Origin of the sequence: Micromonospora sp. II, from assembly GCF_001709195.1 — a bacterium.
In the GTDB taxonomy this organism is placed as follows: Bacteria; Actinomycetota; Actinomycetes; order Mycobacteriales; family Micromonosporaceae; genus Micromonospora; species Micromonospora chalcea.
Genome location: NZ_LYXF01000078.1, coordinates 75,300 through 98,176 on the forward strand (window position 1 = coordinate 75,300; position 22,877 = coordinate 98,176).

General features: G+C 73.6%; 22 protein-coding genes. 11 read left to right on the forward strand and 11 right to left on the reverse strand.

Going from position 1 to position 22,877, the window contains the following annotated elements; translation table 11 throughout:
• Positions 1-264: a DUF6343 family protein gene (locus A8711_RS28800; RefSeq protein WP_043325060.1), complete on the reverse strand. Its 264-nt coding sequence runs from the start codon at positions 262-264 to the stop codon at positions 1-3.
• A gap of 164 nt (positions 265-428) precedes the next feature.
• On the opposite strand from A8711_RS28800, the gene A8711_RS28805 reads away from it, so the two are divergent.
• Both A8711_RS28805 and A8711_RS28810 read left to right on the forward strand, forming a co-directional pair.
• Positions 429-1,022, forward strand: coding sequence for an antibiotic biosynthesis monooxygenase (locus A8711_RS28805; RefSeq protein ID WP_069089919.1), 594 nt, complete (start codon positions 429-431; stop codon positions 1,020-1,022).
• Positions 1,023-1,122: 100 nt separating this feature from the next.
• Complete coding sequence (locus A8711_RS28810; RefSeq protein WP_069089920.1) at positions 1,123-1,965, forward strand: GDSL-type esterase/lipase family protein; 843 nt, start codon at positions 1,123-1,125, stop codon at positions 1,963-1,965.
• A gap of 44 nt (positions 1,966-2,009) precedes the next feature.
• Here A8711_RS28810 and A8711_RS28815 read toward each other — a convergent pair whose 3' ends face one another.
• From A8711_RS28815 to A8711_RS28820, 3 genes are all read right to left on the reverse strand, one after another.
• Positions 2,010-2,750 carry an EcsC family protein gene (locus A8711_RS28815; protein WP_069089921.1) on the reverse strand — a complete coding sequence of 247 codons (741 nt, stop codon included), beginning with the start codon at positions 2,748-2,750 and terminating at the stop codon, positions 2,010-2,012.
• 39 nt (positions 2,751-2,789) lie between these two features.
• On the reverse strand, positions 2,790-2,936 hold the full coding sequence (locus tag A8711_RS32555; protein ID WP_166456378.1) for a hypothetical protein: 147 nt from the start codon (positions 2,934-2,936) through the stop codon (positions 2,790-2,792).
• A 93-nt stretch (positions 2,937-3,029) separates the two neighbouring features.
• On the reverse strand, positions 3,030-3,875 hold the full coding sequence (locus tag A8711_RS28820) for a peptidase M23 (protein WP_069089922.1): 846 nt from the start codon (positions 3,873-3,875) through the stop codon (positions 3,030-3,032).
• 393 nt (positions 3,876-4,268) lie between these two features.
• On the opposite strand from A8711_RS28820, the gene A8711_RS28825 reads away from it, so the two are divergent.
• From A8711_RS28825 to A8711_RS28835, 3 genes are read left to right on the forward strand one after another with little or no spacing between them, the layout of a single operon-like run.
• Positions 4,269-5,189 (forward strand): proteasome assembly chaperone family protein, encoded by a 921-nt coding sequence (locus tag A8711_RS28825; RefSeq protein ID WP_043325065.1) that lies wholly within the window; start codon positions 4,269-4,271, stop codon positions 5,187-5,189.
• A gap of 37 nt (positions 5,190-5,226) precedes the next feature.
• The gene (locus A8711_RS28830) at positions 5,227-6,024 is read left to right on the forward strand and encodes an exodeoxyribonuclease III (RefSeq protein ID WP_069089923.1); all 798 of its coding nucleotides are present in this window, start codon (positions 5,227-5,229) and stop codon (positions 6,022-6,024) included.
• A gap of 25 nt (positions 6,025-6,049) precedes the next feature.
• Positions 6,050-6,364, forward strand: coding sequence for an antibiotic biosynthesis monooxygenase (locus A8711_RS28835; RefSeq protein WP_043325067.1), 315 nt, complete (start codon positions 6,050-6,052; stop codon positions 6,362-6,364).
• A 103-nt stretch (positions 6,365-6,467) separates the two neighbouring features.
• Here A8711_RS28835 and A8711_RS28840 read toward each other — a convergent pair whose 3' ends face one another.
• On the reverse strand, positions 6,468-7,259 hold the full coding sequence (locus A8711_RS28840) for a class F sortase (protein ID WP_304441909.1): 792 nt from the start codon (positions 7,257-7,259) through the stop codon (positions 6,468-6,470).
• A gap of 266 nt (positions 7,260-7,525) precedes the next feature.
• Positions 7,526-8,107: a hypothetical protein gene (locus A8711_RS28845; RefSeq protein WP_069089925.1), complete on the reverse strand. Its 582-nt coding sequence runs from the start codon at positions 8,105-8,107 to the stop codon at positions 7,526-7,528.
• Between the two features lie 79 nt (positions 8,108-8,186).
• Here A8711_RS28845 and trmB point away from each other — a divergent pair, with 79 nt between their 5' ends.
• The 4 genes from trmB to A8711_RS28865 all read left to right on the forward strand — a co-directional run bounded on the left by trmB (position 8,187) and on the right by A8711_RS28865 (position 13,733).
• Positions 8,187-8,873, forward strand: coding sequence for a tRNA (guanosine(46)-N7)-methyltransferase TrmB (gene trmB, locus A8711_RS28850; RefSeq protein WP_069089926.1), 687 nt, complete (start codon positions 8,187-8,189; stop codon positions 8,871-8,873).
• 61 nt (positions 8,874-8,934) lie between these two features.
• Positions 8,935-11,439 carry an RNA helicase gene (locus A8711_RS28855; protein WP_064447507.1) on the forward strand — a complete coding sequence of 835 codons (2,505 nt, stop codon included), beginning with the start codon at positions 8,935-8,937 and terminating at the stop codon, positions 11,437-11,439.
• 120 nt (positions 11,440-11,559) lie between these two features.
• Positions 11,560-12,207 (forward strand): hypothetical protein, encoded by a 648-nt coding sequence (locus A8711_RS28860; RefSeq protein WP_069090030.1) that lies wholly within the window; start codon positions 11,560-11,562, stop codon positions 12,205-12,207.
• 266 nt (positions 12,208-12,473) lie between these two features.
• On the forward strand, positions 12,474-13,733 hold the full coding sequence (locus A8711_RS28865) for an Nramp family divalent metal transporter (RefSeq protein ID WP_069089927.1): 1,260 nt from the start codon (positions 12,474-12,476) through the stop codon (positions 13,731-13,733).
• Positions 13,734-13,789: 56 nt separating this feature from the next.
• Here A8711_RS28865 and A8711_RS28870 read toward each other — a convergent pair whose 3' ends face one another.
• From A8711_RS28870 to A8711_RS28885, 4 genes are all read right to left on the reverse strand, one after another.
• Positions 13,790-14,734, reverse strand: a complete 945-nt coding sequence (locus A8711_RS28870; protein WP_043325074.1) for an ABC transporter substrate-binding protein — start codon at positions 14,732-14,734, stop codon at positions 13,790-13,792.
• A gap of 32 nt (positions 14,735-14,766) precedes the next feature.
• Positions 14,767-15,609 (reverse strand): ABC transporter ATP-binding protein, encoded by an 843-nt coding sequence (locus tag A8711_RS28875; RefSeq protein WP_069089928.1) that lies wholly within the window; start codon positions 15,607-15,609, stop codon positions 14,767-14,769.
• On the reverse strand, positions 15,606-16,637 hold the full coding sequence (locus A8711_RS28880) for an iron chelate uptake ABC transporter family permease subunit (protein WP_255365716.1): 1,032 nt from the start codon (positions 16,635-16,637) through the stop codon (positions 15,606-15,608). Before A8711_RS28880 ends, A8711_RS28875 begins: the two co-directional genes overlap by 4 nt.
• Positions 16,638-16,747: 110 nt before the next feature.
• Entirely contained in the window at positions 16,748-17,794 is a 1,047-nt protein-coding gene (locus A8711_RS28885) for an iron ABC transporter permease (RefSeq protein WP_069089930.1), read from the reverse strand.
• A 102-nt stretch (positions 17,795-17,896) separates the two neighbouring features.
• On the opposite strand from A8711_RS28885, the gene A8711_RS28890 reads away from it, so the two are divergent.
• Positions 17,897-18,256 carry a YciI family protein gene (locus A8711_RS28890; RefSeq protein ID WP_069089931.1) on the forward strand — a complete coding sequence of 120 codons (360 nt, stop codon included), beginning with the start codon at positions 17,897-17,899 and terminating at the stop codon, positions 18,254-18,256.
• A 9-nt stretch (positions 18,257-18,265) separates the two neighbouring features.
• On the opposite strand, the gene A8711_RS28895 is transcribed toward A8711_RS28890, so the two are convergent.
• Positions 18,266-18,733: a cytidine deaminase gene (locus tag A8711_RS28895; RefSeq protein WP_233607707.1), complete on the reverse strand. Its 468-nt coding sequence runs from the start codon at positions 18,731-18,733 to the stop codon at positions 18,266-18,268.
• A 143-nt stretch (positions 18,734-18,876) separates the two neighbouring features.
• On the opposite strand from A8711_RS28895, the gene hrpA reads away from it, so the two are divergent.
• A complete protein-coding gene (hrpA, locus tag A8711_RS28900) occupies positions 18,877-22,872 on the forward strand; it encodes an ATP-dependent RNA helicase HrpA (protein ID WP_069089933.1) in 3,996 nt (1,331 codons plus the stop codon).
• Positions 22,873-22,877 lie beyond the last annotated feature (5 nt).

A 22,877-nucleotide genomic window follows, 5' to 3' on the forward strand; every position in this document is an offset into this window, starting at 1 on the left:
TCACTCGAACAGCGAGTGCCGCACGCCCGGCTCCTCCCGACGGCGCGCGGCGCGGCGGCGCTGGATCACGACCAGGTCGACCACCGCCACCACGGCGAGCAGCGCGCAGACCACGCCCAGCCAGGCGATGCCGGCGGCGAACGCGAGCACCGCGAAGACGGTCATCACGACCAGACCGAACGTCGCCAGCACGAGCCGCAGGTTCAGGGCGCTGTTCGCGTGGCCGACCGTGCCGCGGGCGCGCCGGGGTTGTGATCGGGTCATTCCTGGGGCCTACCCCGGCACGGGCGGGGATAACCGGCCGGGGCGGGAACGCCGGTGATCCGGGACACCCGGCGGGCGGTCGCCGGATGCGCGCTGCGGGCGGGTGCGTTACTTCGGGGTGCCGGTTTCCGGCGGAGATCCCGCGGGCCGGTGGAGAGGATGGCATGACCACGACGCAGGCCGTACCCGTGACCGTCGCCGTGTCCCGGCGCGCCGACCCCGCGCGTACCGACGAGGTGGTGGCGTGGATGCGGGCCGGTACGGCGCTCGCGGAGAGCTTCCCGGGCTTCCTCGGCGCCGGTTTCGTCCGCAGCGCCCCCGGTTCCGGCGAGTGGCACGTGATGTACCGCTTCGCCGACGCGGACACGCTGCGCTGCTGGGAGGACTCGCCGCAGCGGCGCTGGTGGCTCAGCTCGGCGCAGGGCATCGTCGAGCACACCCGGGTCGAGCGGCGCACCGGCATCGAGGGCTGGTTCGACCCGCCGGTGGACCACGTGGTCGAGACGTTCGGCGAGCCGGAGCCGGCCGCGCCGCCGCGCTGGAAGCAGGCGGTCACGATCTGGCTGGCGTTCTTCCCGCTGAGCCTGGCCGCCACGCTGCTGACCGCCCGGTTCCTCGCCGACGTGCCGCTGGCCGGGCGGACGCTGCTGATGACGCTCGTGCTCACCCCGCTGATGACCTACCTGGTGCTGCCCCGGATCACCCGCCTGCTGCACCGGTGGCTGCACGGCCGGCCTGCGCCGACACGACAGATGTGAACGACAGTGGTCTATGCCTGATAGCCGACAGAACCGCTTCCGGGACCCCGCCGGGGCATAGGGTCGACGCGCCCGTTGCCGCCGCCCGACGGGGGAACCCATGCCTCGACGCTGGATCGCCGCGCTGGCCTGCCTGGCGGCGCTCGTCGCGCTCGCCTGTGACGGCTCCGGCGAGGCGTCGCCCCGGCCCTCCGGCACACCCCGCCCCGGCGAGCCCCGGGTGCTGGTCGCGCTCGGCGACTCGGTCAGCACCGGCTACGGCTCCTGCCTGGTGCTGGTGAGCTGCGAACGCAACTCCTGGTCGACCGGGGACGGCCTGCGGGTGGAGAGCATCTACCGGCGGCTGCGCGCCGACGCGCCGGGCCTGCGGGCGTACAACCGGGCCGCGCCCGGGGCCCGCGCGTCCGCGCTGACCGGCCAGGCCCGGTCCGCGGTACGCGACAAGGCCGACCTGGTCACCGTGCTGATCGGCGCGAACGACGCCTGCCGGGGCGACGTCGACGACATGACGCCCGTCGCCACGTTCCGCGACCAGGTCGACGCGGCGCTCGGCGTGTTGCGCGAGGGCCGGCCGAAGGCCCGGGTGCTGATGGTCAGCATCCCGGACCTGCACCGGCTCTGGCAGATCGGGCACACCGAGCCCCGCGCCGTGCGGGCCTGGTCGCGTGGCGTCTGCCCGGCGCTGCTCGCAGACGCCACGTCGACCGCGCCCGCCGCGGTGGCCCGCCGGGCCCGCGTCCGGGACCGGATCGAGGCGTACGACGGACAACTGCGCGCCGCCTGCCGGGCGTACGGGTCACGCTGCCGCTGGGACGGCGGCGCGGTGCACCGTCACCGCTTCACGCTGGACCAGGTGAACGCGCTGGACTGGTTCCACCCGAACGCGGCCGGGCAGGGCCAGCTGGCCGAGGTGGCCTGGAACGCGTCCGGCTGGGCGAGCTGACCGGCGCGGGCCGCCCGGACGGACGGGCCCGGGGCCGAGGAGGGTCAGGGCTGACGCGGGCCGGGAAGCGGCCGGGGACCACCGGCCCGGTAGAGGGCGCGCGTACGGTCGGCCAGTTCCTTCGTGGCCGACGAGTTGGCCCAGGTGCCGAGCACGATCGCGGCGCCCGGCACGACCTTGGCGAACATCCGCTTGGCGGCGCGTACCCCGGCCATCCGGGCCAGCCGGACACCGAGCTGGAGCATCACCCGGCCCAGCGCCCGATCGGCGGCAGCGCCGAACAACGCGCCGGCCCGCTCCCGGCCGGCGGCCACCCCGAGCGCCAGGCGGGCGGTCTGGGCGGCCTTGTGCACCCGCTGGAGCACCAGCAGATCGGTGGCCCGGTCGACGTGCGTCGGGTCGGCGCCGTACGCGGCCGCCACGTGCAGCACCAGCCGGGCCTGGGTCCAGGCCAGCACGCCCACGTCGATCACCGCGCCGGGCAGCCCGGCGGCGCCGGAGACCGCGCCGGAGAGCCGGGCGTGGTTGACGAACTTGCGGACCGCCTGGTCCGCCAGCTGCTCGGGCGGCGCGTCCGGCCGCAGGGCACGTTCCCGGGCCGCCCACTGCGCGGCCTCCGGCCCGAGCCGGCGAACCGCCTCCAGGGCCAGGTGCTCCGGGGCGTACTGCGGGTCCTCCCGCATCCGGTCCCAGAGCTTGGCCGGTGGCGCCTCGGGCGCGTCCACCGGCGGGGCGGGGGCGGCGGGGACGGCGTCGGGCTCCCCGACGGGGGCGGGGTCGGTCACGAAGGGCTCCGGGGGCTCGTGCGGCGGGGGTGACGCGGGTCAGCGCCGGCGCGACTGCAGCCGGGTCGCGATCTGCCGCAGCCGGGCCTGGTTCTCCGGCTTGGACATCTCACGCCGGCCGCGGTCGACCAACTGCTGGCCCCGCGGCGACCGCAGGAAGGCGGTGATCCGTTGCATCAGCGACATGGTGTCCTCCGTCCCGCGGTCCCCTTCATGTGTACCTGGGACCGGCAAGCCCCGTGATACCCGAATCGACCCTTCGGCAACCACTCGTCCGGCTCAGCCCAGGATCTCGGCCACCACCTCGCCGGCCCGCCACTCGTGCTGGGCGTACGCGTCCGGGAACGCCGAGATCTGCACCGCCTGGGCGGCCACCGACAGCGGCAGGTCCTGCCAGCCGGGGATCTCCTCCAACGCGGACAGGAAGGCCTTCGTCGCGTACTCCGGGTCCATGAGCTGCTCGACGGTGCCCCAGCCGCTGCTCGGCCGCTGCTGGAACAGCCCGACCGAGTCGTGGTCCCAGCCGATGGCCTGGTGCGGGTAGTTCTGCGACTCGGGCAGCACGCCGCTGGCGTAGTTGAGCAGCGTGCTCTCCTGCATCGCGGTCGCCACCGCGATGACCAGGGCCCGGCGCGGCACGCCCATCTCCTTGCCGGCCTGCACGATCTTCTTGGCGTTGTTCATCTGGGTCCGGTCCAGGCCGGCGACCGGGACGATCTGCCGGACCGTCTTCGTGGGCTTCGGCTTGGGCTTGGCGGTCGCCTTCGGGCTCGCCGGCGCGGACGGGGCGGCGGTGGTCGGCGCGGTGGTCGGGCGGGCGCTCGCGCGGGAGGCGACGTCGGCCTCCGCGCGCTCGGCGACCTCCGCCGAGGGCGCCGGGGCGGCGGCGCGCTCCGGCGCGCCGAAGCCGGCCTGGCTGACGCCGACCAGGCCGAGGCAGCAGGCCGCGCCGGTGGCGACCGCGAGTCTGGTCCGGCCGGGCCGGGGGTTCATGGGGGCCCAGAAGCGGGTACGCCGGAAGAGTCCCTGGAGCCTCGCCGAACGGTTGGTGGAGGCGGTATCGTCCGAACGGTCAGCCGGGCGGCCGGGGCCGAACGGGTCGTCGAGGGTGCCGTCGCTACGCATCCGACGAGGCTAGGCAGGGCAAACCGGGATCACCCAGGCCTGTCGAGTGGCCCTCGCCACACTTCGGCCGACCCGGGCCGGACACTCGCGGCCTGCCGCGCCCAGCCGACGACAGACCTCGGTAACCCGGCGAATCACCCGCCGGCCACGCGCCGAAACTCTCCCGGCACGAACCTCGTAGATGTCCCGCTCCCGCCCGATGATCGACTAACTCGTCCGTTCGGACGATCCGGATGTCGGCCGCCGGACCGGGGCGTAGCCGAATCGTGATCACCATCCGGGCATCAGAGGTGTCCGTAACGGAATGGACCACACCCCCCGGTACGTTTGCCGAACCGGGGAGACCGCACGTTCGGCGCTCCCCCGTACGCGTCGACAGGGAGGACCCCACCGGTGCTCGATCCACACGAGCTCTACGAACTCACCGACGAGCTGCCCGAGCTCGGCCAGCCGGTGCTGATCCAGGCGCTCACCGGCTTCGTCGACGCCGGCAACGCCACCCGGCTCGCCCGGGAACAGCTGCTCACCTCGCTCGACGCCCGGACGATCGCCCGCTTCGACGTCGACCAGATCTTCGACTACCGCTCGCGCCGCCCGGTGATGACGTTCGTCGAGGACCACTGGGCCGACTACGACGCCCCGGCGCTGGAGCTGCACCTCCTGCGCGACGACGACGAGACCCCGTTCCTGCTGCTCACCGGCCCCGAGCCGGACCTGCAGTGGGAGCGTTTCGTGGCCGCCGTCGCCGGCCTCTGCGCCCGCCTCGACGTCCGGCTCACCGTCGGGCTCAACTCGATCCCGATGGCGGTGCCGCACACCCGGCCCAGCGGCGTCACCGCGCACGCCACGCGCAAGGACCTGATCGCCGGCCACGAGCCGTGGCTGCAGAAGGTGCAGGTGCCGGCCAGCGTCGGCCACTTGCTGGAGTACCGCCTCGGCGAGCAGGGCCGCGACGCCCTCGGGTTCGCCGCACACGTGCCGCACTACGTGGCCCAGGCCGAGTACCCGGCCGCCGCCGAGGCGCTGCTGTCCGCCGTGTCCCGCAGCACCGGCCTGCTGCTGCCGGTCGAGGACCTGCGCACCGCCGCCGAGGCGGTCCGGGTGGAGATCGACCGCCAGGTCACCCAGACCGAGGAGGCGGCCACGCTGGTGCAGGCGCTGGAGGAACAGTACGACGCGTTCGCCCGCGGCCGGGGCGAGAAGAGCCTGCTCGCCGGCGAGACCGGTCCGCTGCCCACGGCCGACGAGCTCGGCGCCGAGCTGGAGCGCTTCCTGGCCGAGCAGACCCGTCCCGGCGACACCCCGGAGCGCTGAGGCGGCGGGACGGGCGGCGATGCGGCAGGCTGGGGCCATGCGCCTGGCGACCTGGAACGTCAACTCGGTGAAGGCCCGCCTGCCCCGGCTGCTCGACTGGCTTGCCACCACGAAACCCGACGTCGTGTGCCTGCAGGAGACCAAGTGCCCGGACGGGGCGTTCCCGGTCGCCGAGGTGGGCGAGCTGGGCTACGAGGTGGCCAGCCACAGCGACGGCCGGTGGAACGGTGTCGCCGTCCTGTCCCGGGTCGGGCTCGACGACGTGGCGGTCGGCTTCCCGGGCGAGCCCGGCTTCCCCGAGCCCGAGGCCCGCGCCATCTCGGCCACCTGCGACGGGCTGCGGGTCTGGTCGGTGTACGTGCCGAACGGCCGCACGCCGGACGACCCGCACTACGCGTACAAGCTGGCCTGGTTCGCGGCGCTGCGCGACGCCCTGGAACCGGAGGTCGCCGGGCCCCTGCCGGTGGCCGTCTGCGGCGACTTCAACGTCGCGCCCACCGACGCCGACGTCTGGGACCCCGCGCTGTTCGCCACCTCCACCCACGTCACCCCGGCCGAACGGGCCGCCCTGGCCGCGCTGCGTGACCTCGGGCTGGAGGACGTGGTGCCGACGCCCATGAAGGGGCCGCACCCGTTCACGTACTGGGACTACCGGGCCGGGATGTTCCACCAGAACAAGGGCATGCGGATCGACCTGGTGTACGCGAGCGCGCCGTTCGCCCGCGCGGTCCGCTCCGCGTACGTGGACCGGGAGGCGCGCAAGGGCAAGGGTCCCTCGGACCACGCCCCGGTGGTGGTCGACGCCGACCTGACGCCGGCCGTCGAGACGTTCTGAGTCCGAGGCTCGTTAGGGTGGACGTATGGCAGTCGTGAAGATCAACGCGATCGACGTCCCGCCCGGCGCCGGCGAGGAGCTGGAGAAGCGGTTCGCGGCCCGGGCCGGCGCGGTGGAGAACTCCCCCGGTTTCCTCGGCTTCGAGCTGCTGCGCCCGGTCGCCGGGGAGAGCCGCTACTTCGTGTACACCCGCTGGGAGAGCGAGGAGGCGTACCAGGCGTGGGCGCAGGGCCCGTCCCGGGCCGCGCACGCCGAGGGCGGCGAGCCGCGCAAGCCGGTCGCCACCGGCGCGAACCTGCTGGAGTTCGAGGTCGTCCAGCAGGTCCCCGCCAAGCCCTGACCCCTCCCCCTCCCCATCCCCCTTCTCCGTCGATCATGAAGTTGGCGGCGCTCGACGTCCGTTTTGTCACCGCCAACCTCATGATCGACGGGGCGGTGGCCCGTCAGGATGCCAGGGACGCGAAGACGATCACGTTGTCCTGGTAGCCGGTACGGCCGCCGACCCACTCGCCGCCGCAGGTGATCAGGCGCAGCTCGGCCGGACCTGAGTCGCCGTAGACCCGCGCGGCGGGCAGGTTCGACTTGTCGAAGTACTCGACGCTGTCCACCTTGAACGTCACCACGCTGCGGTCCGCGCGGGTCACCTGGATCCGGGCGCCCGGTTTGAGCGAGCGCAGCCGGTAGAACACGGCCGGGCCGCTCTTGGTGTCGACGTGGCCCACGATGATCGCCCGACCCGGGTCGCCGGGCACCGCTCCCCTGTCGTACCAGCCGGTCTGGTCGTGCTCGGTCAGCGGCGGCACGTCCACCGAGCCGTCCTTCGCCTGCCCCACCGGGGTGACCGGCGCGTTGACCTTGATGGCCGGCACCGCCAGGCGTACCGGCCGGCTCGCCGGCTTCCGGGCCGGAGCGGCAGCGTTCGCCGGGGCCGCCGCCGCGCCCGAACCGCCCGATCCGCTCGACTCGGTCGACGCGTCGGCGAAGTCGAACGGCCCGGCCGTGCGCCCCAGCCCGGCCCCGGTGGCGAACACACCGACCAGCACCAGCACCACTGCCAGCGGCTTCGACCAGGAGCCCCGGCCCCGGCCCCGCCCGCCCGGCGACGCCGGTGGCGGCTCGACAGGCGGCGGCCCGGCGGGGCGTGGACGCAGGGCCGGCGGATCGGCCGACGGCGGATACCACGGTCGCGACGCGGCGGGCGGCGGCATCCACGGCCGCGCCCCGGAGACCGGCACGGCAGACGACCCGGTCCCGGCGGACGATCCGGTCCCGGCGGACGGACCTGTTTCGGCGGCAGACCCACTCCCCGAGCGCGGGCCGGTCCGGGGCGCGGCGGCCGGATCAGCCCTGGAGAACCGGGCGGCGTCGGCGGGCGGCCCGGCCCGGGACGGCCGGGCCGAGCCCGTGGGCGGCGCGGCGGGCGGGGGCAGAGCCACGAACGGCCAGCCGGAGCGCCGGGATGCGGCGGGCGGCGGGACGAAGTGCTCGGCCATGGCGGGCCTCAGCGTCCGGCGGCGCCACGGGCGTGGCGGCGGGACGCGGCCACACCGAGCCCGGCGCCGACCATGGTCACCGCCAGTCCGACCGGCACCAGCAGGCCGCCGAGGCCGGGACCGGCGGTGCCGCCGAAGCCGGTCGCCGGGCCGCGGCTGGGCAGGTGACTGGGCCCGTGGGTCGGCGGCCGGGTGGGCTGCCCCTGCTTGACCACCTGGAGCATGGTGGAGGCGGTCTCCCCGCCCGGGCACTCCAGCTTGACCCGGTAGTTGCCGGGCCGGGTGCGCTCGTGGACCATCGGCGTGGCGGTGAGCAGGCCGCGCTGCGGCTGCACCTGGATCTTGCCGAACGCGTCCGAGGTGACGATCGCCGGCACGGTGTTGTTCCGGCAGCTCGCCCGGATGCCGACCAGGTAGCCGGGCGACACGGTGCCCGGGGTGACCTCCACGAAGATCACGTCGGCCGGGGGCTGTTCCGGCACCGGCTCGGCGGCGCGCGGCGCGGCCTGGGCGGGCAGCGCGCCGACCAGCGGGGCGGCGCACGCGGCGACCGCGACCAGCAGCGCCTCACGTACCCTGAACGACCCCATGACCCCTCCCGGCGTACGGGATGAATCCTCTCACCCCCGGCCGCACATCACATCCGATCCGGGCTAGGCTCGGCTCGTTGTGACCCTCACCGACCTTCCCGCCGCCCGCATCCGCACCTTCCATCCGCGTCGCGGGCGGATGAGCGGCCGGCAGCGCGACGCGCTGGACCGGCTCTGGCCCGCGTACGGCCTCAGGATCGCCGCCCTCGACGGGCCGTGCGATCCGGCGGCGCTGTTCGGACGGCGGGCGCCGCTGGTGCTGGAGATCGGCTCCGGCATGGGCGACGCCACCGCCGCCATGGCGGCGGCCGACCGGGACCGACACTATCTGGCGGTCGAGGTCCATACGCCGGGAATCGCCAACCTGCTCGACCTGGTGGAACGCCACGGTCTGGACAACGTACGGGTGGCCGAGGGCGACGCGCTGGACCTGGTCCGGGCCATGCCGGAGGGCTGCCTGGACGCGGTGCACGTCTTCTTCCCGGACCCGTGGCCGAAGACACGCCACCACAAGCGGCGGATCATTCAGCCGGCGCACGTGGCGCTGCTGCGGTCCCGGCTGGCGCCGGGCGGCACGTTGCACTGCGCGACGGACTGGGCCGAGTACGCCGGGTCGATGCGCGAGACGCTCACCGCCGACCCGGAGCTGGTCGACGTACACGGCGGCTACGCGCCGCGTCCGGCGCACCGGCCGGTGACGAAGTTCGAACGCCGCGCGCTGACCGCCGGCCGGGAGGTCTTCGACCTGATCCACCGGCGGCGCTGAACCCGTTGCGCTGAACCCGGTTGGCGCGGCGCGGTGTGATCCAGGCACGATGGGAGCCGCCATGACTCTCACCGCCGCGCTGCCGAAGACCGCCGATCCCGACACCCTCTACGACGCGTTCGCCTCCTGGGCGTCCGAGCGCGGTCTGAATCTCTATCCCCATCAGGAGGAGGCGGTCATCGAGATCGTCTCCGGCGCGAACGTGATCATGAATACGCCGACCGGCTCGGGCAAGAGCCTGGTGGCGATCGCGGCGCACTTCGCCGCGCTGGCCGACGATCGCACGACCTTCTACACCGCGCCGATCAAGGCGCTGGTCTCGGAGAAGTTCTTCGCGCTCTGCGAGGTCTTCGGCGCCGAGAACGTCGGCATGCTCACCGGCGACGCCAGCGTCAACGCGGACGCGCCGATCATCTGCTGCACCGCGGAGATCCTGGCCAACCTGGCGCTGCGCGAGGGCCGCCGCGCCGACGTCGGCCAGGTGGTCATGGACGAGTTCCACTTCTACGCCGAGCCGGACCGGGGCTGGGCGTGGCAGGTGCCGCTGATCGAGCTGCCGCAGGCCCAGTTCGTGCTGATGTCGGCCACGCTCGGCGACACCACCCGCTTCGTCGACGACCTGAGCCGGCGCACCGGGCGGCCGACCGCCGTCGTCCGCTCGGCCGAGCGGCCGGTCCCGCTCCTCTTCTCGTACGCGACCACGCCGCTGCACGAGACGCTGGAGGAGCTGCTGGAGACCAAGCAGGCCCCGGTGTACGTGGTGCACTTCACGCAGGCCGCCGCGCTGGAACGCGCCCAGGCGCTGATGAGCGTGAACGTCTGCACCCGCGCCGAGAAGGACATGATCGCCCAGGCGATCGGCAACTTCCGGTTCACCTCCGGCTTCGGCAAGACGCTGTCCCGGCTGGTCCGGCACGGCATCGGCGTGCACCACGCCGGCATGCTCCCGAAGTACCGCCGCCTGGTCGAGACGCTCGCCCAGGCCGGCCTGCTCAAGGTCATCTGCGGTACGGACACGCTCGGCGTCGGCATCAACGTGCCGATCCGCACCGTGCTGTTCACCGGCCTCTCAAAGTACGACGGGGTGCGGACGCGCCTGCTGAAGGCCCGCGAGTTCCACCAGATCGCCGGCCGGGCCGGGCGGGCCGGATTCGACACGCTGGGCCGGGTCGTGGTGCAGGCCCCCGAGCACGTGATCGAGAACGAGAAGGCCCTCGCGAAGGCCGGTGACGACCCGAAGAAGCGCCGCAAGGTGGTGAAGAAGAAGCCGCCGGAGGGCTCGATCGGCTGGGGTGAGCCGACGTTCCAGCGCCTGGTCGAGGCCGAGCCGGAGCCGCTCACGTCCAGCTTCCAGGTCAGCCACTCGATGCTGCTCAACGTGATCGGCCGCCCCGGCGACGCGTTCGCCTCGATGCGGCACCTGCTCACCGACAACCACGAGGACCCGGCCGCGCAGCGCCGGCACATCCGCCGGGCCATCGCCATCTACCGCGCGCTGCGCGCCGGCGGCGTGGTCGAGGAGCTGCCCGAGCCGGACGAGACCGGCCGCCGGGTACGCCTCACCGTCGACCTCCAGCTCGACTTCGCGCTCAACCAGCCGCTGTCACCGCTGGCGCTGGCCACAGTGGAACTGCTCGACCGGGAGTCACCGTCGTACGCGCTCGACGTGCTCAGTGTGATCGAGTCGATCCTGGACGACCCGCGCCAGGTGCTGTCCGCGCAGCAGTTCAAGGCCCGCGGCGAGGCGGTCGCCGCGATGAAGGCCGAAGGCATCGAGTACGAGGCACGCCTCGAACTGCTCGACGAGGTGACCTGGCCCAAGCCGCTGGCGGAGCTGCTGGAGTCCGCGTACGAGATGTACCGGCAGGGCCACCCCTGGGTCGCCGACCACCAGCTCTCCCCCAAGTCGGTGGTCCGCGACATGTACGAGCGGGCCATGACGTTCCCCGAGTACGTCCAGTTCTACGGGCTGTCCCGCTCCGAGGGGCTGGTGCTGCGCTATCTCGCCGACGCGTACAAGACGCTGCGGCAGACCGTCCCCGAGGACGCGAAGACCGAGGAGCTGGTCGACCTCATCGAGTGGCTGGGCGAGCTGGTCCGCCAGGTCGACTCCAGCCTGATCGACGAGTGGGAGCGGCTGCGCAACCCGTCGGACGTGGCCGAGGTGGCCGCCTCGCTGGACGACCGGCCCCCGGCGGTGACGCGCAACGCGCGGGCGTTCCGGGTGCTGGTGCGCAACGCGATGTTCCGCCGCGTCGAGCTGGCCGCGCTGCGGCGCTGGGACCTGCTCGGCGAGCTGGACGCGGGCGACGGCTGGAACGCCGACGCCTGGGCCGACGCGCTGGAGCCGTACTTCGAGACGTACGACGCGATCGGGGTGGGGCCGGACGCGCGCGGGCCGGCGCTGCTGATGATCGAGCAGGGCCGCGAGAAGTGGACCGTACGGCAGATCCTGGACGACCCGGACGGCGACCACGACTGGGGCATCAGCGCCGAGATCGACCTCGCCGCCTCGGACGAGATCGGCGCGGCGGCGGTCCGGATCACCGACGTCGGCCAGCTGTAGGACTACGCGAAAAAGGGCCGCCCGGGATGTCCGGGCGGCCCTTTTCGTGCCCTGGGCGATTGTCAGACCCGTCGATTAGAATGTATGTACTAATCGAGCTGTTGACCTGGGAGGATGCTCGTGACTGCGCCCACCTCCGCGACCCCTGTCACCCCCTACGCCACCCTCCTCGGATTCACCCGGTACGTCGACCGCACCGGGCCCACCAAGGCCACCTTCGTCGGCGGGCTGCGCCGGCAGCGGGCCAGCCGGCACGGCTTCAACCCGCACGGCCAGTTCGTCAAGGCGCTCAAGGCCGACGTCGCGTTCCACACCGGCGGCACCCACCTCGCGCAGGTCGCCGATCTGGTCAAGCCGCGCTGGCGCCCGCTCTACGAGGCGCTGGTGCCGGGCGCGACCCGCTGGCTGCAGTCGCTGGGCGAGCCGGCCGGCGTCGACCTGGCGCAGACCCGCGACGCGCTGGCGATGCTGGGTGACCTGCCCGTGAAGATCAACCCGCAGTTCGGTGTGCGGTACGCCGACGGCCGGGCCGAGGCGATCCGGCTGCACTTCGACGAGGCGCCGGCGAGCGAGGAGGCGACCCTGGCCACGCTGCACCTGATGGCCCGGCACATGGACGCGGTGCTGCCGCACGCCGAGCCGGTCCTGGTCGACGTGCGGCGCGGCGAGGCGCACCGGATGCCCGCCGACGTCAAGCCCGAGCAGATCGAGCAGTGGCTGGCCGGTGAGGCAGCCGCGTTCCGCGCCATCTGGTCCACCGCCGCCTGACCGACCGATCCGATCCGGCTCACCGCCGCCCCACCGAACGGCCGTCCCGCACCCGGGACGGCCGTTCGGCGTGCTGCGCCCGGGGCGACCGACCGGGCCGGAGCAGCCGCTGCGGCGGGGCGACACCGTCCCTCGTGTGCGCTTTCCCCTCCGTGCTCAGGTTAGTGGCATATGTGAGTAGTAGTCGGGAACAACCCGCCTGACTCCGCCTCGCCCCCGCCGGTCGTCGTCTCGTCCCGCCGTCCGTCGTCCGTCGAGGAGCACCAGTGGTAACAAACGACTCGCCTGTCGTACCCCCACTGCGGACCGCCCGCGCCCCGCGCCCGGTACGCGGACGCCTCATCCTGCTCGGGCCCGCGTTCGTAGCGGCGGTCGCCTACGTCGACCCCGGCAACTTCGCCACCAACTCCACGGCCGGGGCCCGGTACGGCTATCTGCTGGTCTGGGTGGTGGTGGCGGCGAACCTGGCCGCCATGCTGGTGCAGACGCTCACCGCCAAGCTCGGCCTGGCCACCGGGCGCAGCCTGCCCGAACTGTGCCGGGAGCACCTGCCCCGGCCGCTGAACCGGGTCATGTGGGCGCAGGCCGAACTGGTAGCCATGGCCACCGACCTGGCCGAGGTGATCGGCGGGGCGGTCGCGCTGTACCTGCTGTTCGGCGTCCCGCTGCTGCCCGGCGGCCTGATCGTCGGCACCGCCTCGTTCGCCATCCTGGCGCTGCGCTCCAGAGGTTTCCGGACGTTCGAGATCGCCATCGCGGTGCTGCTCGGGGTGATCGTGCTGGCGTTCGCGGTCAACCTGGTCACCGCGCAGCCAGACGTGTCCGACGCCGCGGCCGGCCTGCTGCCCCGCATGCAGGGCACCGACAGCATGCTGCTCGCCGCCGGCATCCTGGGCGCGACGGTGATGCCGCACGTCATCTACGTGCACTCGGCGCTGACGCCGAACCGCCTGCCCGCCGAGGGCGAGGCGCAGCGACGGGTGATCGCCAAGGGCCTGCGGGTCGACGTGCTGATCGCGCTCGGCGTCGCCGGGGCGGTCAACCTGGCCATGCTGCTGGTGGCGGCGAGCAGCTTCCACGGCACGTCGATCCCGGGCACCGACACCCTCGAAGGCGTGCACGCCGGGCTCGCCACCACGCTCGGTACGGCCGCCGCGGTCGGTTTCGCGGTCGCGCTGCTCCTGTCCGGCCTCGCCTCCACGAGCGTCGGCACGTACGCCGGCGAGATCATCATGCAGGGCTTCCTGCGCCGCCGGATCCCGCTGCTGATCCGTCGGATGATCACGCTGCTGCCCGCGCTGGCGGTGCTCGCGATCGGCGTCGACCCGACCCGGGCGCTGGTGCTGTCGCAGGTGGTGCTGAGCTTCGGCATCCCGTTCGCGCTGATCCCGGTGGTGATGTTCACCCGGCGCCGGGACCTGATGGGCAGCCTGGTGAACCGGCGGGCCACCACCGCGGCGGCGGTGGCGATCACGGCGTTCGTGGTGGCGCTCAACGCGTTCCTGCTCTGGCAGCTGGCCGCCTGAAACACGCCAGCGCCCGTCCGGCCCCGTGCGGCTGGACGGGCGCTGGTGATCGGGGCTCAGGCGGCCAGGTACTTCTCCAGGTCGTCCAGGATCTTGTTGGCGGCGCCCACGCCGATGCCGGTCATCCAGATCTCGTCGGAGACCACGTGCGCCTTGCCGGCCTTGACCGCGGACAGGCCCTTCCACAGCGTGCCGCCGGTGACCTTGGCCTGCTCGGCGGCGGCCTTCTCGCCGTACGCGGTCACGAACACCACGTCGCCGTCGGCCTCGGCGATGCGCTCCGGGCTGACCCGGTCCATCCGCTTGTCCTCCTTGCCGGCGAGCATCTGCCGCTCGGGGCGGCCCAGGCCGGTGTCGCCGACGACGATGCCGGAGAACGAGTCCGGCCCGTACAGGCGGATCTCGGTCGGCATGAAGCGCACGATGGAGACCTTGCGGGACGCGGCGTCGCCGAGCTTCGCGCCGAAGTCCTTCGCCCGCTTCTCGTACTCGGCCAGCAGGTCCTTGGCCTGCTGCTCCTTGCCCAGCGCCGCGCCGTCGAGGAGGAAGTTCTCCTTCCAGGTGATGCCGACCTTCTCGGTGAACACGGTCGGGGCGATCTTGGACAGCTCGTCGTAGAACTTCTCCTGGCGGAACTTGCTGCCCAGGATGAGGTCCGGGTTGAGCGCGTTGATCGCCTCCAGGTCCGGCTCGGTGAGCACGCCGACCTCGGTGATGCCGGCGAGCTTGTCCGCGCCGAAGTAGGTGGGCCAGCTCTTCGCCTCACCGGCGGTGGCCGCGCCGACCGGGGTCACGCCGAGCGACAGCGCGGTGTCGATCTTGTCGGTGTCGAGCACGACCACGCGCTTCGGCTCGGCCGGCACCTTCGTGGTGCCCATGGCGTGGGTGATCTCCCGGGTCTCCCCGGTGCCGGCGCCGCCGACGGGATCGCTCTCCCCGCAGGCGGTGAGACCGACGCCGAGGGCGAGCGCGGCGGTGAGTGCGACGGCGAGACGACGCATGGTGTTCCTTTCGGTGGTGCGGGTCGGCGCGCTCAGGCGTCACCGACGGGGACGCCGGCCGTGGCCGGCGTGGCGGCCGGAACGGCCGAGGTCTGGGTGAGGGCCGGCACCACGAGCGGGGCGCCGCTGACCGGGCAGGGCACGACCACGCAGTCCAGCCCGAACACGTCGCGGACCAGGTCGGCGGTGAGGATCTCGCGCGGCTCGCCGGCGGCGACCACCGCGCCGTCGCGCATGGCGATCAGGTGACCGGCGTACCGGGCCGCCTGGTTGAGGTCGTGCAGCACGGCCACCACGGTCCGGCCCCGCTCGGCGCGCAGCCGGTGCAGCAGGTCCAGCACCTCCACCTGGTGGGCCAGGTCGAGGTACGTGGTGGGCTCGTCCAGTAGCAGCGCGTCGGTGTCCTGGGCCAGCGTCATGGCGATCCACACCCGCTGGCGCTGGCCGCCGGAGAGCGTGTCCACCGCCCGGTCGGCCAGCCCGGCGACGTCGGCCAGCCGCATGGCTTCCTCGACCGCCCGGCCGTCCTCGGCCGACCACTGCCGCCACCAGCGCTGGTAGGGCTGCCGGCCGCGCCCGACCAGGTCGGCCACGGTGATCCCCTCGGGCACCAGCGGGCTCTGCGGCAGCACGCCGAGTCGCCGGGCCACGTCCCGGGTGGGCAGGTCCCGGATCGCCGCGCCGTCGAGCAGCACCGCGCCCCGCCGGGGCGTGAGCAGCCGGGCCATGGTGCGCAGCAGCGTCGACTTGCCGCAGGCGTTCGGGCCGACGATCACGGTGAACGTGTCGGCCGGCAGGTCGAGGTCCAGTCCGTCCAGCACGGTCCGGCCCTCGTAGCCGACGACCAGGTCGCGGGTGGACAGCAGCGCGGTCACGAGCGCCTCCCTCGGGTGCGCAGCAGCACGAAGATCAGGTACGGCCCGCCGATCGCCGCGGTCAGCACGCCGGCCGGCAGTTGGGTGGGCGCCAGCAGCCGCCGGGCGCCCAGGTCGGCGAGCACCAGCAGCAACGCGCCCAGCAGCGCGGCGCAGAGCAGCGGCGGTCGCTCGGTCCGGGCCAGCCGGCGGGCCACCTGCGGGGCGACGAGCGCCACGAAGTCCACCGCGCCCACCTGGGCAGTGACCATCGCGGCGGCCAGCACGCCGGTGCCGGCCAGGCCGATGCGCCGGGCCACCGGCCGCAGGCCGATCCCCCGCGCGGTGTCGTCGTCGAGCGTGCTGCTGCGCAGCGCCCAGCCGGCCCAGAGGAGCACCGGCAGCAGCACGGCGAGCGTGCCGGCGATCCAGGCCGCCTCGCTCCACCCCTTGCCGGCGAGCGTGCCGATGAGCCAGATCTGCGCGCGCAGCCCGTCGATCGGGTCGGCGGTGAGCATGACGACCTCGATCAGCGCCCGGAACGCGAACGCCACCGCCACGCCGGCGAGCACGAACCGCTGGGCGGCCAGGCCGTGCCGGGCGCCCAGCGCGAACACCAGCACCGCCGCGACCAGGCCGCCGAGCAGCGCCGCCGGCGCCACCAGCACCGCCGCCGCCCCGCTGGTCAGCGCGATCGTCGCGGCCAGCCCGGCGCCCTGGGTGACACCGATGACGTCGGGGCTGGCCAGGGGGTTGCGGGCCACGCTCTGGATCAGCGTGCCGGCCACGCCGAAGGCCGCACCGGCCACCGCCGCGAGGACCGCGCGAGGCAGTCGCAGGTCGCGCACCACGAGGTCGTACGGGGTGCCCGCGCCGGAGAGCGACCGCACCACGTCCACCGGGGCGACGTACGGCGTACCCAGCGACAGACTGACCACCACCGCAGTGCACAGCAGCACGAACAGCACCACCGCCACGACGACCGGCCGCCACCGGAACGGCACCACCACCGCCCCGGCCCGCAGCACTCCCCGCCCCCGCGGCCGCACCCCACCCCGTTGATCTTGCACTTCAGGCCCCTCGAGTGCCCGGAATGCCTCTTCCGCCCGGGCGGCAAGTGCAAGATCGCGGGAGCCGGGGGTGGGGCGGGTGGGGGTGGTCATGTCGTCACCGTTTTGGCTCGGTGGACCAGGTAGGCCAGCAGCGGGGCGCCCAGCAGGGCGGTGATGATGCCCGCGGGGATCTCGCCGGGCGGGGCGACCAGGCGGCCCGTCACGTCGGCCGCCAGCACCAGCGCGGGGCCGAGCAGCGCGGCGACCAGCAGCGTCCACCTGTGGTCGGCGCCCACGAGCGCCCGGGCGAGGTGCGGCACCGCCAGCCCGACGAACGCGATCGGCCCGGCTGCGGCCACCGCGGCGCCGGTGAGCAGCACGCCACCGCCGCCGGCGGCCAGCCGGACCAGGGCGACCCGGTGGCCGAGCCCCCGGGCCACGTCGTCGCCGAGGGCGAGCGCGTCCAGACCACGCGCGGCCAGCAGGGCCAGCAGCACGCCGGTCACCACGAACGGAAGCACCTGACCGGCCACGCCGACGCCCCGGCCGGTCAGCCCGCCGACCACCCAGAAGCGGTACTCCTCGAACGTGCGGGCGTCGATGCTGAGCAGCGCGTACACGATGGCGCCGAGACCGGCGTCGAGGGCCGCGCCGACGAGCGCGAGGGTGACCGGGCTGGCGCCGTCGCGGGCGCGGTTGGCGACCGCGAACACGAGCAGCCCGGTGAGCAGCGCGCCGGCGATGCCGAACCAGACGTACCCGGCGAGCGTGCCGACCCCGAACACGGCGATGGCCAGCACCACGCCGAACGAGGCCCCGGCGCTGATGCCGAGGATGCGCGGCTCGGCCAGCGGATTGCGGGTGACCGCCTGGAACAGCACCCCGGCCAGCGCCAGCGCGAGGCCGACGACCAGCCCGAGGACGGTACGCGGCAGCCGCATGTCCCGGACGACAGTGGTCGCGTCGCCGCCGTCCGGTGACACCAACGCGTGCCACACCTGGTCGACCGGGATGTGCCGGCTGCCGAGCGCCAGGCTGGCCAGCAGCGCCAGCAGGAGCAGCAGCGCCGCCGCCAGGGTGACCGCGATGCGGCGGGGTGCGCCACGGCGGGCGGGGGCCCCGGCCCGCGCGGGCCGGACGGCGACGGTGGTCACGGGGTGGCACGCCTTCCGGTTAGGTACGCCTCACCTTAGCTGACCTGGTAAGGCGCACCTAACCCGCCGGTGTCGATGCCCGGCAACCCCTAGCCTGAGGGCATGCGATTCGACAGGCACACGGTGGTGCTCCTGGTCCGCCCGGACGACGCGCCGGACCTGCCGCAGGACGCGCTCGACCGGATCCAGGACGCCCACCTGGCCCACCAGGCCGGGCTGGTGGAGCAGGGCGCGGTGCTCGCGGCCGGGCCGTTCCTCGACGGCGACGACGAGCGGATCCGCGGCGTCGCGGTGCTGTCGGTGGACCCGCAGATGGCCCGCGAGCTGTACGCGAACGACCCGGCGGTCCGCGCGGGACAGCTCATCGCGCGGGTGAGCAGCTGGATGGTGCCGGAGGGGCAGGTCCGCTTCGAGCAGGTGCCGGTGCCCCGCTCGATGCTGGAGGCCGCAGCCGGCGACTGAGCGCGCGGGTCAGTCCTCGGCGGCCTGCCGGACGCCCGGCACCACAGGCGTCGGCCACAGCGGGGCGCGCGGTCCGGCCGGCACCTCGACCTGCTGGTCGGACCAGACGTACGTCTCGGGCAGCAGGTCGCTCACCGGCACCGCGCGCAGCCCGTCCGGCGGCCCGACTATCACCCGGATCGCCGGGAAGTAGTCGAGCAGCACCTGACGGCAGCGCCCGCACGGCGGGATGACGCCCCGGCCCCGGTCCCCCACCGCGACGATCGTCTCCAGCTCGCCGGCGCCCTGGGTCGCGGCGGCCCCGATCGCCACCACCTCGGCGCACGGGCCGCCGGTGAAGTGGTAGACGTTGACGCCGCTGAACACCCGGCCGTCGGTGCTGCGTACGGCGGCGGCGACGGTGTGGTTGTCGCTGCGGCAGCGCAGCTTCGCCACGGCGGTGGCGGCCTGCACGAGCGCCCGGTCGGTGTCCCGCATGATCATCCCCGCCCCTCGTCGGCCCCGTCGGCCCCCGTCGGCGGCAACTTTATCCCCGCCGGGCGGTCCCGCCGGTGACGGCGCGCCCGTCGCCGGTAACCCGGGGGCGGTCCGCCGCGCGGCTGCCTATCCTTGGCGACGACATGCAGAAGCCAGCCGTACCCGCCGCCCCTGACACCGCCCGCGACCTGCACCGCCGCCTCGCCCCGCTGATGTTCCGCGACCAGCGCCGCCTCCAGCGGCGGCTCGACGGCGTGCGGCGGCTGCGTGACCCGCAGCGGCGGGACGCGGCGCTGGCCGAGATCGGGGCCGAGGTGACCCGGGCGGAGGCGCGCCTGGAGGCGCGTCGCGCGGCCGTGCCGGCGATCACCTACCCGGCGCAGTTGCCGGTGAGTGAGCGCAAGGACGACATCGCGGCCGCGATCCGCGACCACCAGGTGGTGATCGTGGCCGGTGAGACCGGCTCCGGGAAGACCACCCAGCTCCCAAAGATCTGCCTGGAGCTGGGGCGCGGGATCACCGGCCTGATCGGGCACACCCAGCCCCGGCGGCTGGCGGCCCGTACGGTCGCCGACCGGATCGCCGACGAGCTCGGCACCGAGCTGGGCGACGTGGTCGGCTACAAGGTGCGCTTCACCGACCAGGTGGGCGAGAACAGCCTGGTCAAGCTGATGACCGACGGCATCCTGCTGGCCGAGTTGCAGACCGACCGGATGCTGCGGCAGTACGACACGCTGATCATCGACGAGGCACACGAGCGCAGCCTCAACATCGACTTCATCCTCGGTTACCTCAGGCAGCTCCTGCCCCGCCGGCCCGACCTCAAGGTGGTCATCACCTCGGCGACCATCGAGACCGACCGGTTCGCGAAGCACTTCGCCGACGCCGAGGGCAACCCGGCGCCGGTGGTCGAGGTGTCCGGACGCACCTATCCGGTGGAGGTCCGCTACCGGCCGCTGGTCGAGGTGACCGAGGCCGAGGAGGAGGACGAGGCCGACGAGGAGAACGTCCGGGACCAGATCCAGGCCATCGGCGACGCGGTCGAGGAGCTGGCCGCCGAGGGGCCGGGCGACATCCTGGTGTTCCTCAGCGGCGAGCGGGAGATCCGCGACACCGCCGACGCGCTGGGCAAGCTGGTCCAGAAAAAGCGGTCGCTGCTCGGCACCGAGATCCTGCCGCTGTACGCCCGGCTGTCCACCGCCGAGCAGCACCGGGTCTTCGCCGCGCACTCCAACCGCCGGGTGGTGCTGGCCACCAACGTCGCGGAGACCTCGCTGACCGTGCCGGGCATCAAGTACGTGGTGGACCCGGGCACCGCCCGGATCTCCCGCTACTCCAGCCGGCTGAAGGTGCAGCGGCTGCCGATCGAGCCGGTCTCGCAGGCCAGCGCCAACCAGCGCAAGGGCCGCTGCGGGCGTACCTCGGACGGCATCTGCATCCGCCTCTACGACGAGCAGGACTTCGACTCCCGCCCCGAGTTCACCGACCCGGAGATCCTGCGCACCAACTTGGCCTCGGTCATCCTGCAGATGACGGCGATCGGGCTCGGCGACGTCGCCGCGTTCCCGTTCATCGACCCGCCGGACCGGCGCAACATCACCGACGGCGTGAACCTGCTGCACGAGCTGGGCGCGCTCGACCCGGCCGAGACCGACCCGGCGAAACGGCTCACCGCGCTGGGCCGGCGGCTGGCACAGCTCCCGGTCGACCCCCGGCTGGCCCGGATGGTCCTGGAGGGCGAACGCAACGGCTGCGCCACCGAGGTGGTGGTGATCGCCGCCGCGCTGTCCATCCAGGACCCGCGCGAACGCCCGGCCGACAAGCAGGCCCAGGCCGACCAGGCGCACGCCCGGTTCGCCGACAAGGAATCCGACTTCGTCGCGTACCTGAACCTTTGGCGCTACCTGCGGGAGAAGCAGCGGGAGCTGTCCTCCAGCGCGTTCCGCCGGATGTGCAAGGCCGAATACCTCAACTACCTCCGGGTACGCGAGTGGCAGGACATCGTCAGCCAGTTGCGCCAGGTGAGAAGCACCTCGGACAAGGGTGAGGGCCGGCGCGGCGCCGGCGCCGACCTGCCGGAGGAGATCGACACCCCGAAGGTGCACCAGTCGCTGCTGCCCGGCCTGCTGTCGCACCTCGGCCTCAAGGACGCGCAGAAGCACGAATACCTGGGCGCGCGGGGCGCGAAGTTCGGGATCTTCCCCGGGTCGGCGCTGTTCAAGAAGCCGCCGCGCTGGGTGATGGCCGCCGAGCTGGTGGAGACGTCCCGGCTGTGGGGGCGGGTGGCCGGGCGGGTCGAGCCCGAGTGGGTCGAGCCGCTGGCCCAGCACCTGGTCAAGCGCAGCTACAGCGAGCCGCACTGGGAGAAGAAGCAGGCCGCGGTGATGGCCTACGAGAAGGTCACGCTGTACGGCATCCCGCTCGTCACCTCGCGCAAGGTGAACTTCGGGCGGATCGACCCGGTGCTCAGCCGGGAGCTGTTCATCAGGCACGCCCTGGTGGAGGGCGACTGGCAGACCCACCACCACTTCTGGCGGGACAACCAGAAGCTGCTGACCGAGATCGAGGAGCTGGAGAACCGGGCCCGGCGCCGCGACATCCTGGTCGACGACGAGACCATCTTCGCCTTCTACGACCAGCGCATCCCCGCCGACGTGGTCTCCGGCCGGCACTTCGACTCGTGGTGGAAGAAGACCCGCCGGGAGCAGCCGGACCTGCTCACGTTCACCCGCGAGCTGCTCGTCAACGACGGCCGGGGCGGGGTGGACGAGGAGGACTTCCCGGACGAGTGGCGGGCCGACGGCGTGACGCTGCCGCTGACGTACACGTTCGACCCGACCGCGCCGACCGACGGCGTCACTGTGGACATCCCGCTGCCGCTGCTCAACCAGGTGCCGGCGGAGAGCTTCGACTGGCAGGTGCCCGGGCTGCGCGAGGAGCTGGTGATCGCGCTGATCCGGTCGCTGCCCAAGCCGGTGCGGCGCAACTTCGTGCCGGTGCCCGACTACGCGCGCGCCGCGCTGGCCGCGATCACGCCGGGCGAGGAGCCGCTGCTGGCCGCGCTGACCCGGCAGCTGCGCCGGATGACCGGCGTGACAGTGCCGCCGGACGCCTGGGACCCGGGGAAGCTGCCGCCGCACCTGCGGGTCACGTTTCGGGTGCTCGGCGAGGACGACAAACCGGTCGCCGAGGGCAAGGACCTGCCGGCGCTGCAACGCGAGCTGCGCCAGGAGGTACGGCAGGTCGTGGCCGCCGCCGCGCCGGACGTGGCCCGTTCCGGGCTGACCGAGTGGTCGATCGGCGCGCTGCCGCGCACCATCGAGCAGGTCCGCGCCGGCTTCGCGGTGACCGCGTACCCGGCGCTGGTGGACGAGGGCGCCACCGTCGGGGTGAAGGTGTTCGACTCGGCCGCCGAGCAGGAGGCCGCGCACTGGGCGGGCACCCGGCGGCTGCTGCGGCTGACGCTGCCGTCGCCGGCGAAGTTCCTTCAGGGGCGGCTGAGCAACGAGGCGAAGCTGGCGCTGTCCCGCAACCCGCACGGCAGCGTGCCGGAGCTGATCGAGGACGCGGCCGGGGCGGCGATCGACAAGCTGATCGGCGACGCGGGCGGCCCGGCCTGGGACGCCGAGGGCTTCGCCGCGCTGCGCGACAAGGTACGGGCCGACCTGGTGGACACCGTGGTCGAGGTGATGGACCGGGTCCGCCGGGTGCTGGCCGCCGCGTACACGGTGGAGCAGCGGCTCGGCGCGACCCGCAACTTGGCGGTGGTGGCCGCGCTGGCCGACATCCGTGCCCAGCTCACCGGCCTGGTGCACAAGGGCTTCATCACCGAGACCGGCTACGCGCGCCTGCCCGACCTGCTGCGCTACCTGACCGCGATCGAGCGGCGGCTGGACCGGCTGCCCGGCAACCCGCAGCGCGACAAACAGCAGCAGGACCGGATCGCGGTGGTGCAGAAGGAGTACCAGGACATGCTCGCCGCGCTGCCCCCGCCGCGGCGCGCGACCCCGGCGGCCCGCCAGATCCGCTGGATGATCGAGGAGCTGCGGGTGAACGTGTTCGCCCAGGCCCTCGGCACCCCGTACCCGGTCTCCGAGCAGCGCATCTACCGGGCCATGGACGACGCCGAGGGCCGCTGAGCCGC

What these genes read in the sequence shown, in the direction of transcription:
- A8711_RS28800 (WP_043325060.1), bottom strand. Translation starts at nt 264, where the DNA reads ATGACCCGATCACAACCCCGGCGCGCCCGCGGCACGGTCGGCCACGCG.
- A8711_RS28805 (WP_069089919.1), top strand. Translation starts at nt 429, where the DNA reads ATGACCACGACGCAGGCCGTACCCGTGACCGTCGCCGTGTCCCGGCGC.
- A8711_RS28810 (WP_069089920.1), top strand. Translation starts at nt 1,123, where the DNA reads ATGCCTCGACGCTGGATCGCCGCGCTGGCCTGCCTGGCGGCGCTCGTC.
- A8711_RS32555 (WP_166456378.1), bottom strand. Translation starts at nt 2,936, where the DNA reads ATGTCGCTGATGCAACGGATCACCGCCTTCCTGCGGTCGCCGCGGGGC.
- A8711_RS28820 (WP_069089922.1), bottom strand. Translation starts at nt 3,875, where the DNA reads ATGCGTAGCGACGGCACCCTCGACGACCCGTTCGGCCCCGGCCGCCCG.
- A8711_RS28830 (WP_069089923.1), top strand. Translation starts at nt 5,227, where the DNA reads ATGCGCCTGGCGACCTGGAACGTCAACTCGGTGAAGGCCCGCCTGCCC.
- A8711_RS28835 (WP_043325067.1), top strand. Translation starts at nt 6,050, where the DNA reads ATGGCAGTCGTGAAGATCAACGCGATCGACGTCCCGCCCGGCGCCGGC.
- A8711_RS28845 (WP_069089925.1), bottom strand. Translation starts at nt 8,107, where the DNA reads ATGGGGTCGTTCAGGGTACGTGAGGCGCTGCTGGTCGCGGTCGCCGCG.
- A8711_RS28855 (WP_064447507.1), top strand. Translation starts at nt 8,935, where the DNA reads ATGACTCTCACCGCCGCGCTGCCGAAGACCGCCGATCCCGACACCCTC.
- A8711_RS28870 (WP_043325074.1), bottom strand. Translation starts at nt 14,734, where the DNA reads ATGCGTCGTCTCGCCGTCGCACTCACCGCCGCGCTCGCCCTCGGCGTC.
- A8711_RS28890 (WP_069089931.1), top strand. Translation starts at nt 17,897, where the DNA reads ATGCGATTCGACAGGCACACGGTGGTGCTCCTGGTCCGCCCGGACGAC.
- A8711_RS28895 (WP_233607707.1), bottom strand. Translation starts at nt 18,733, where the DNA reads ATGCGGGACACCGACCGGGCGCTCGTGCAGGCCGCCACCGCCGTGGCG.
- hrpA (WP_069089933.1), top strand. Translation starts at nt 18,877, where the DNA reads ATGCAGAAGCCAGCCGTACCCGCCGCCCCTGACACCGCCCGCGACCTG.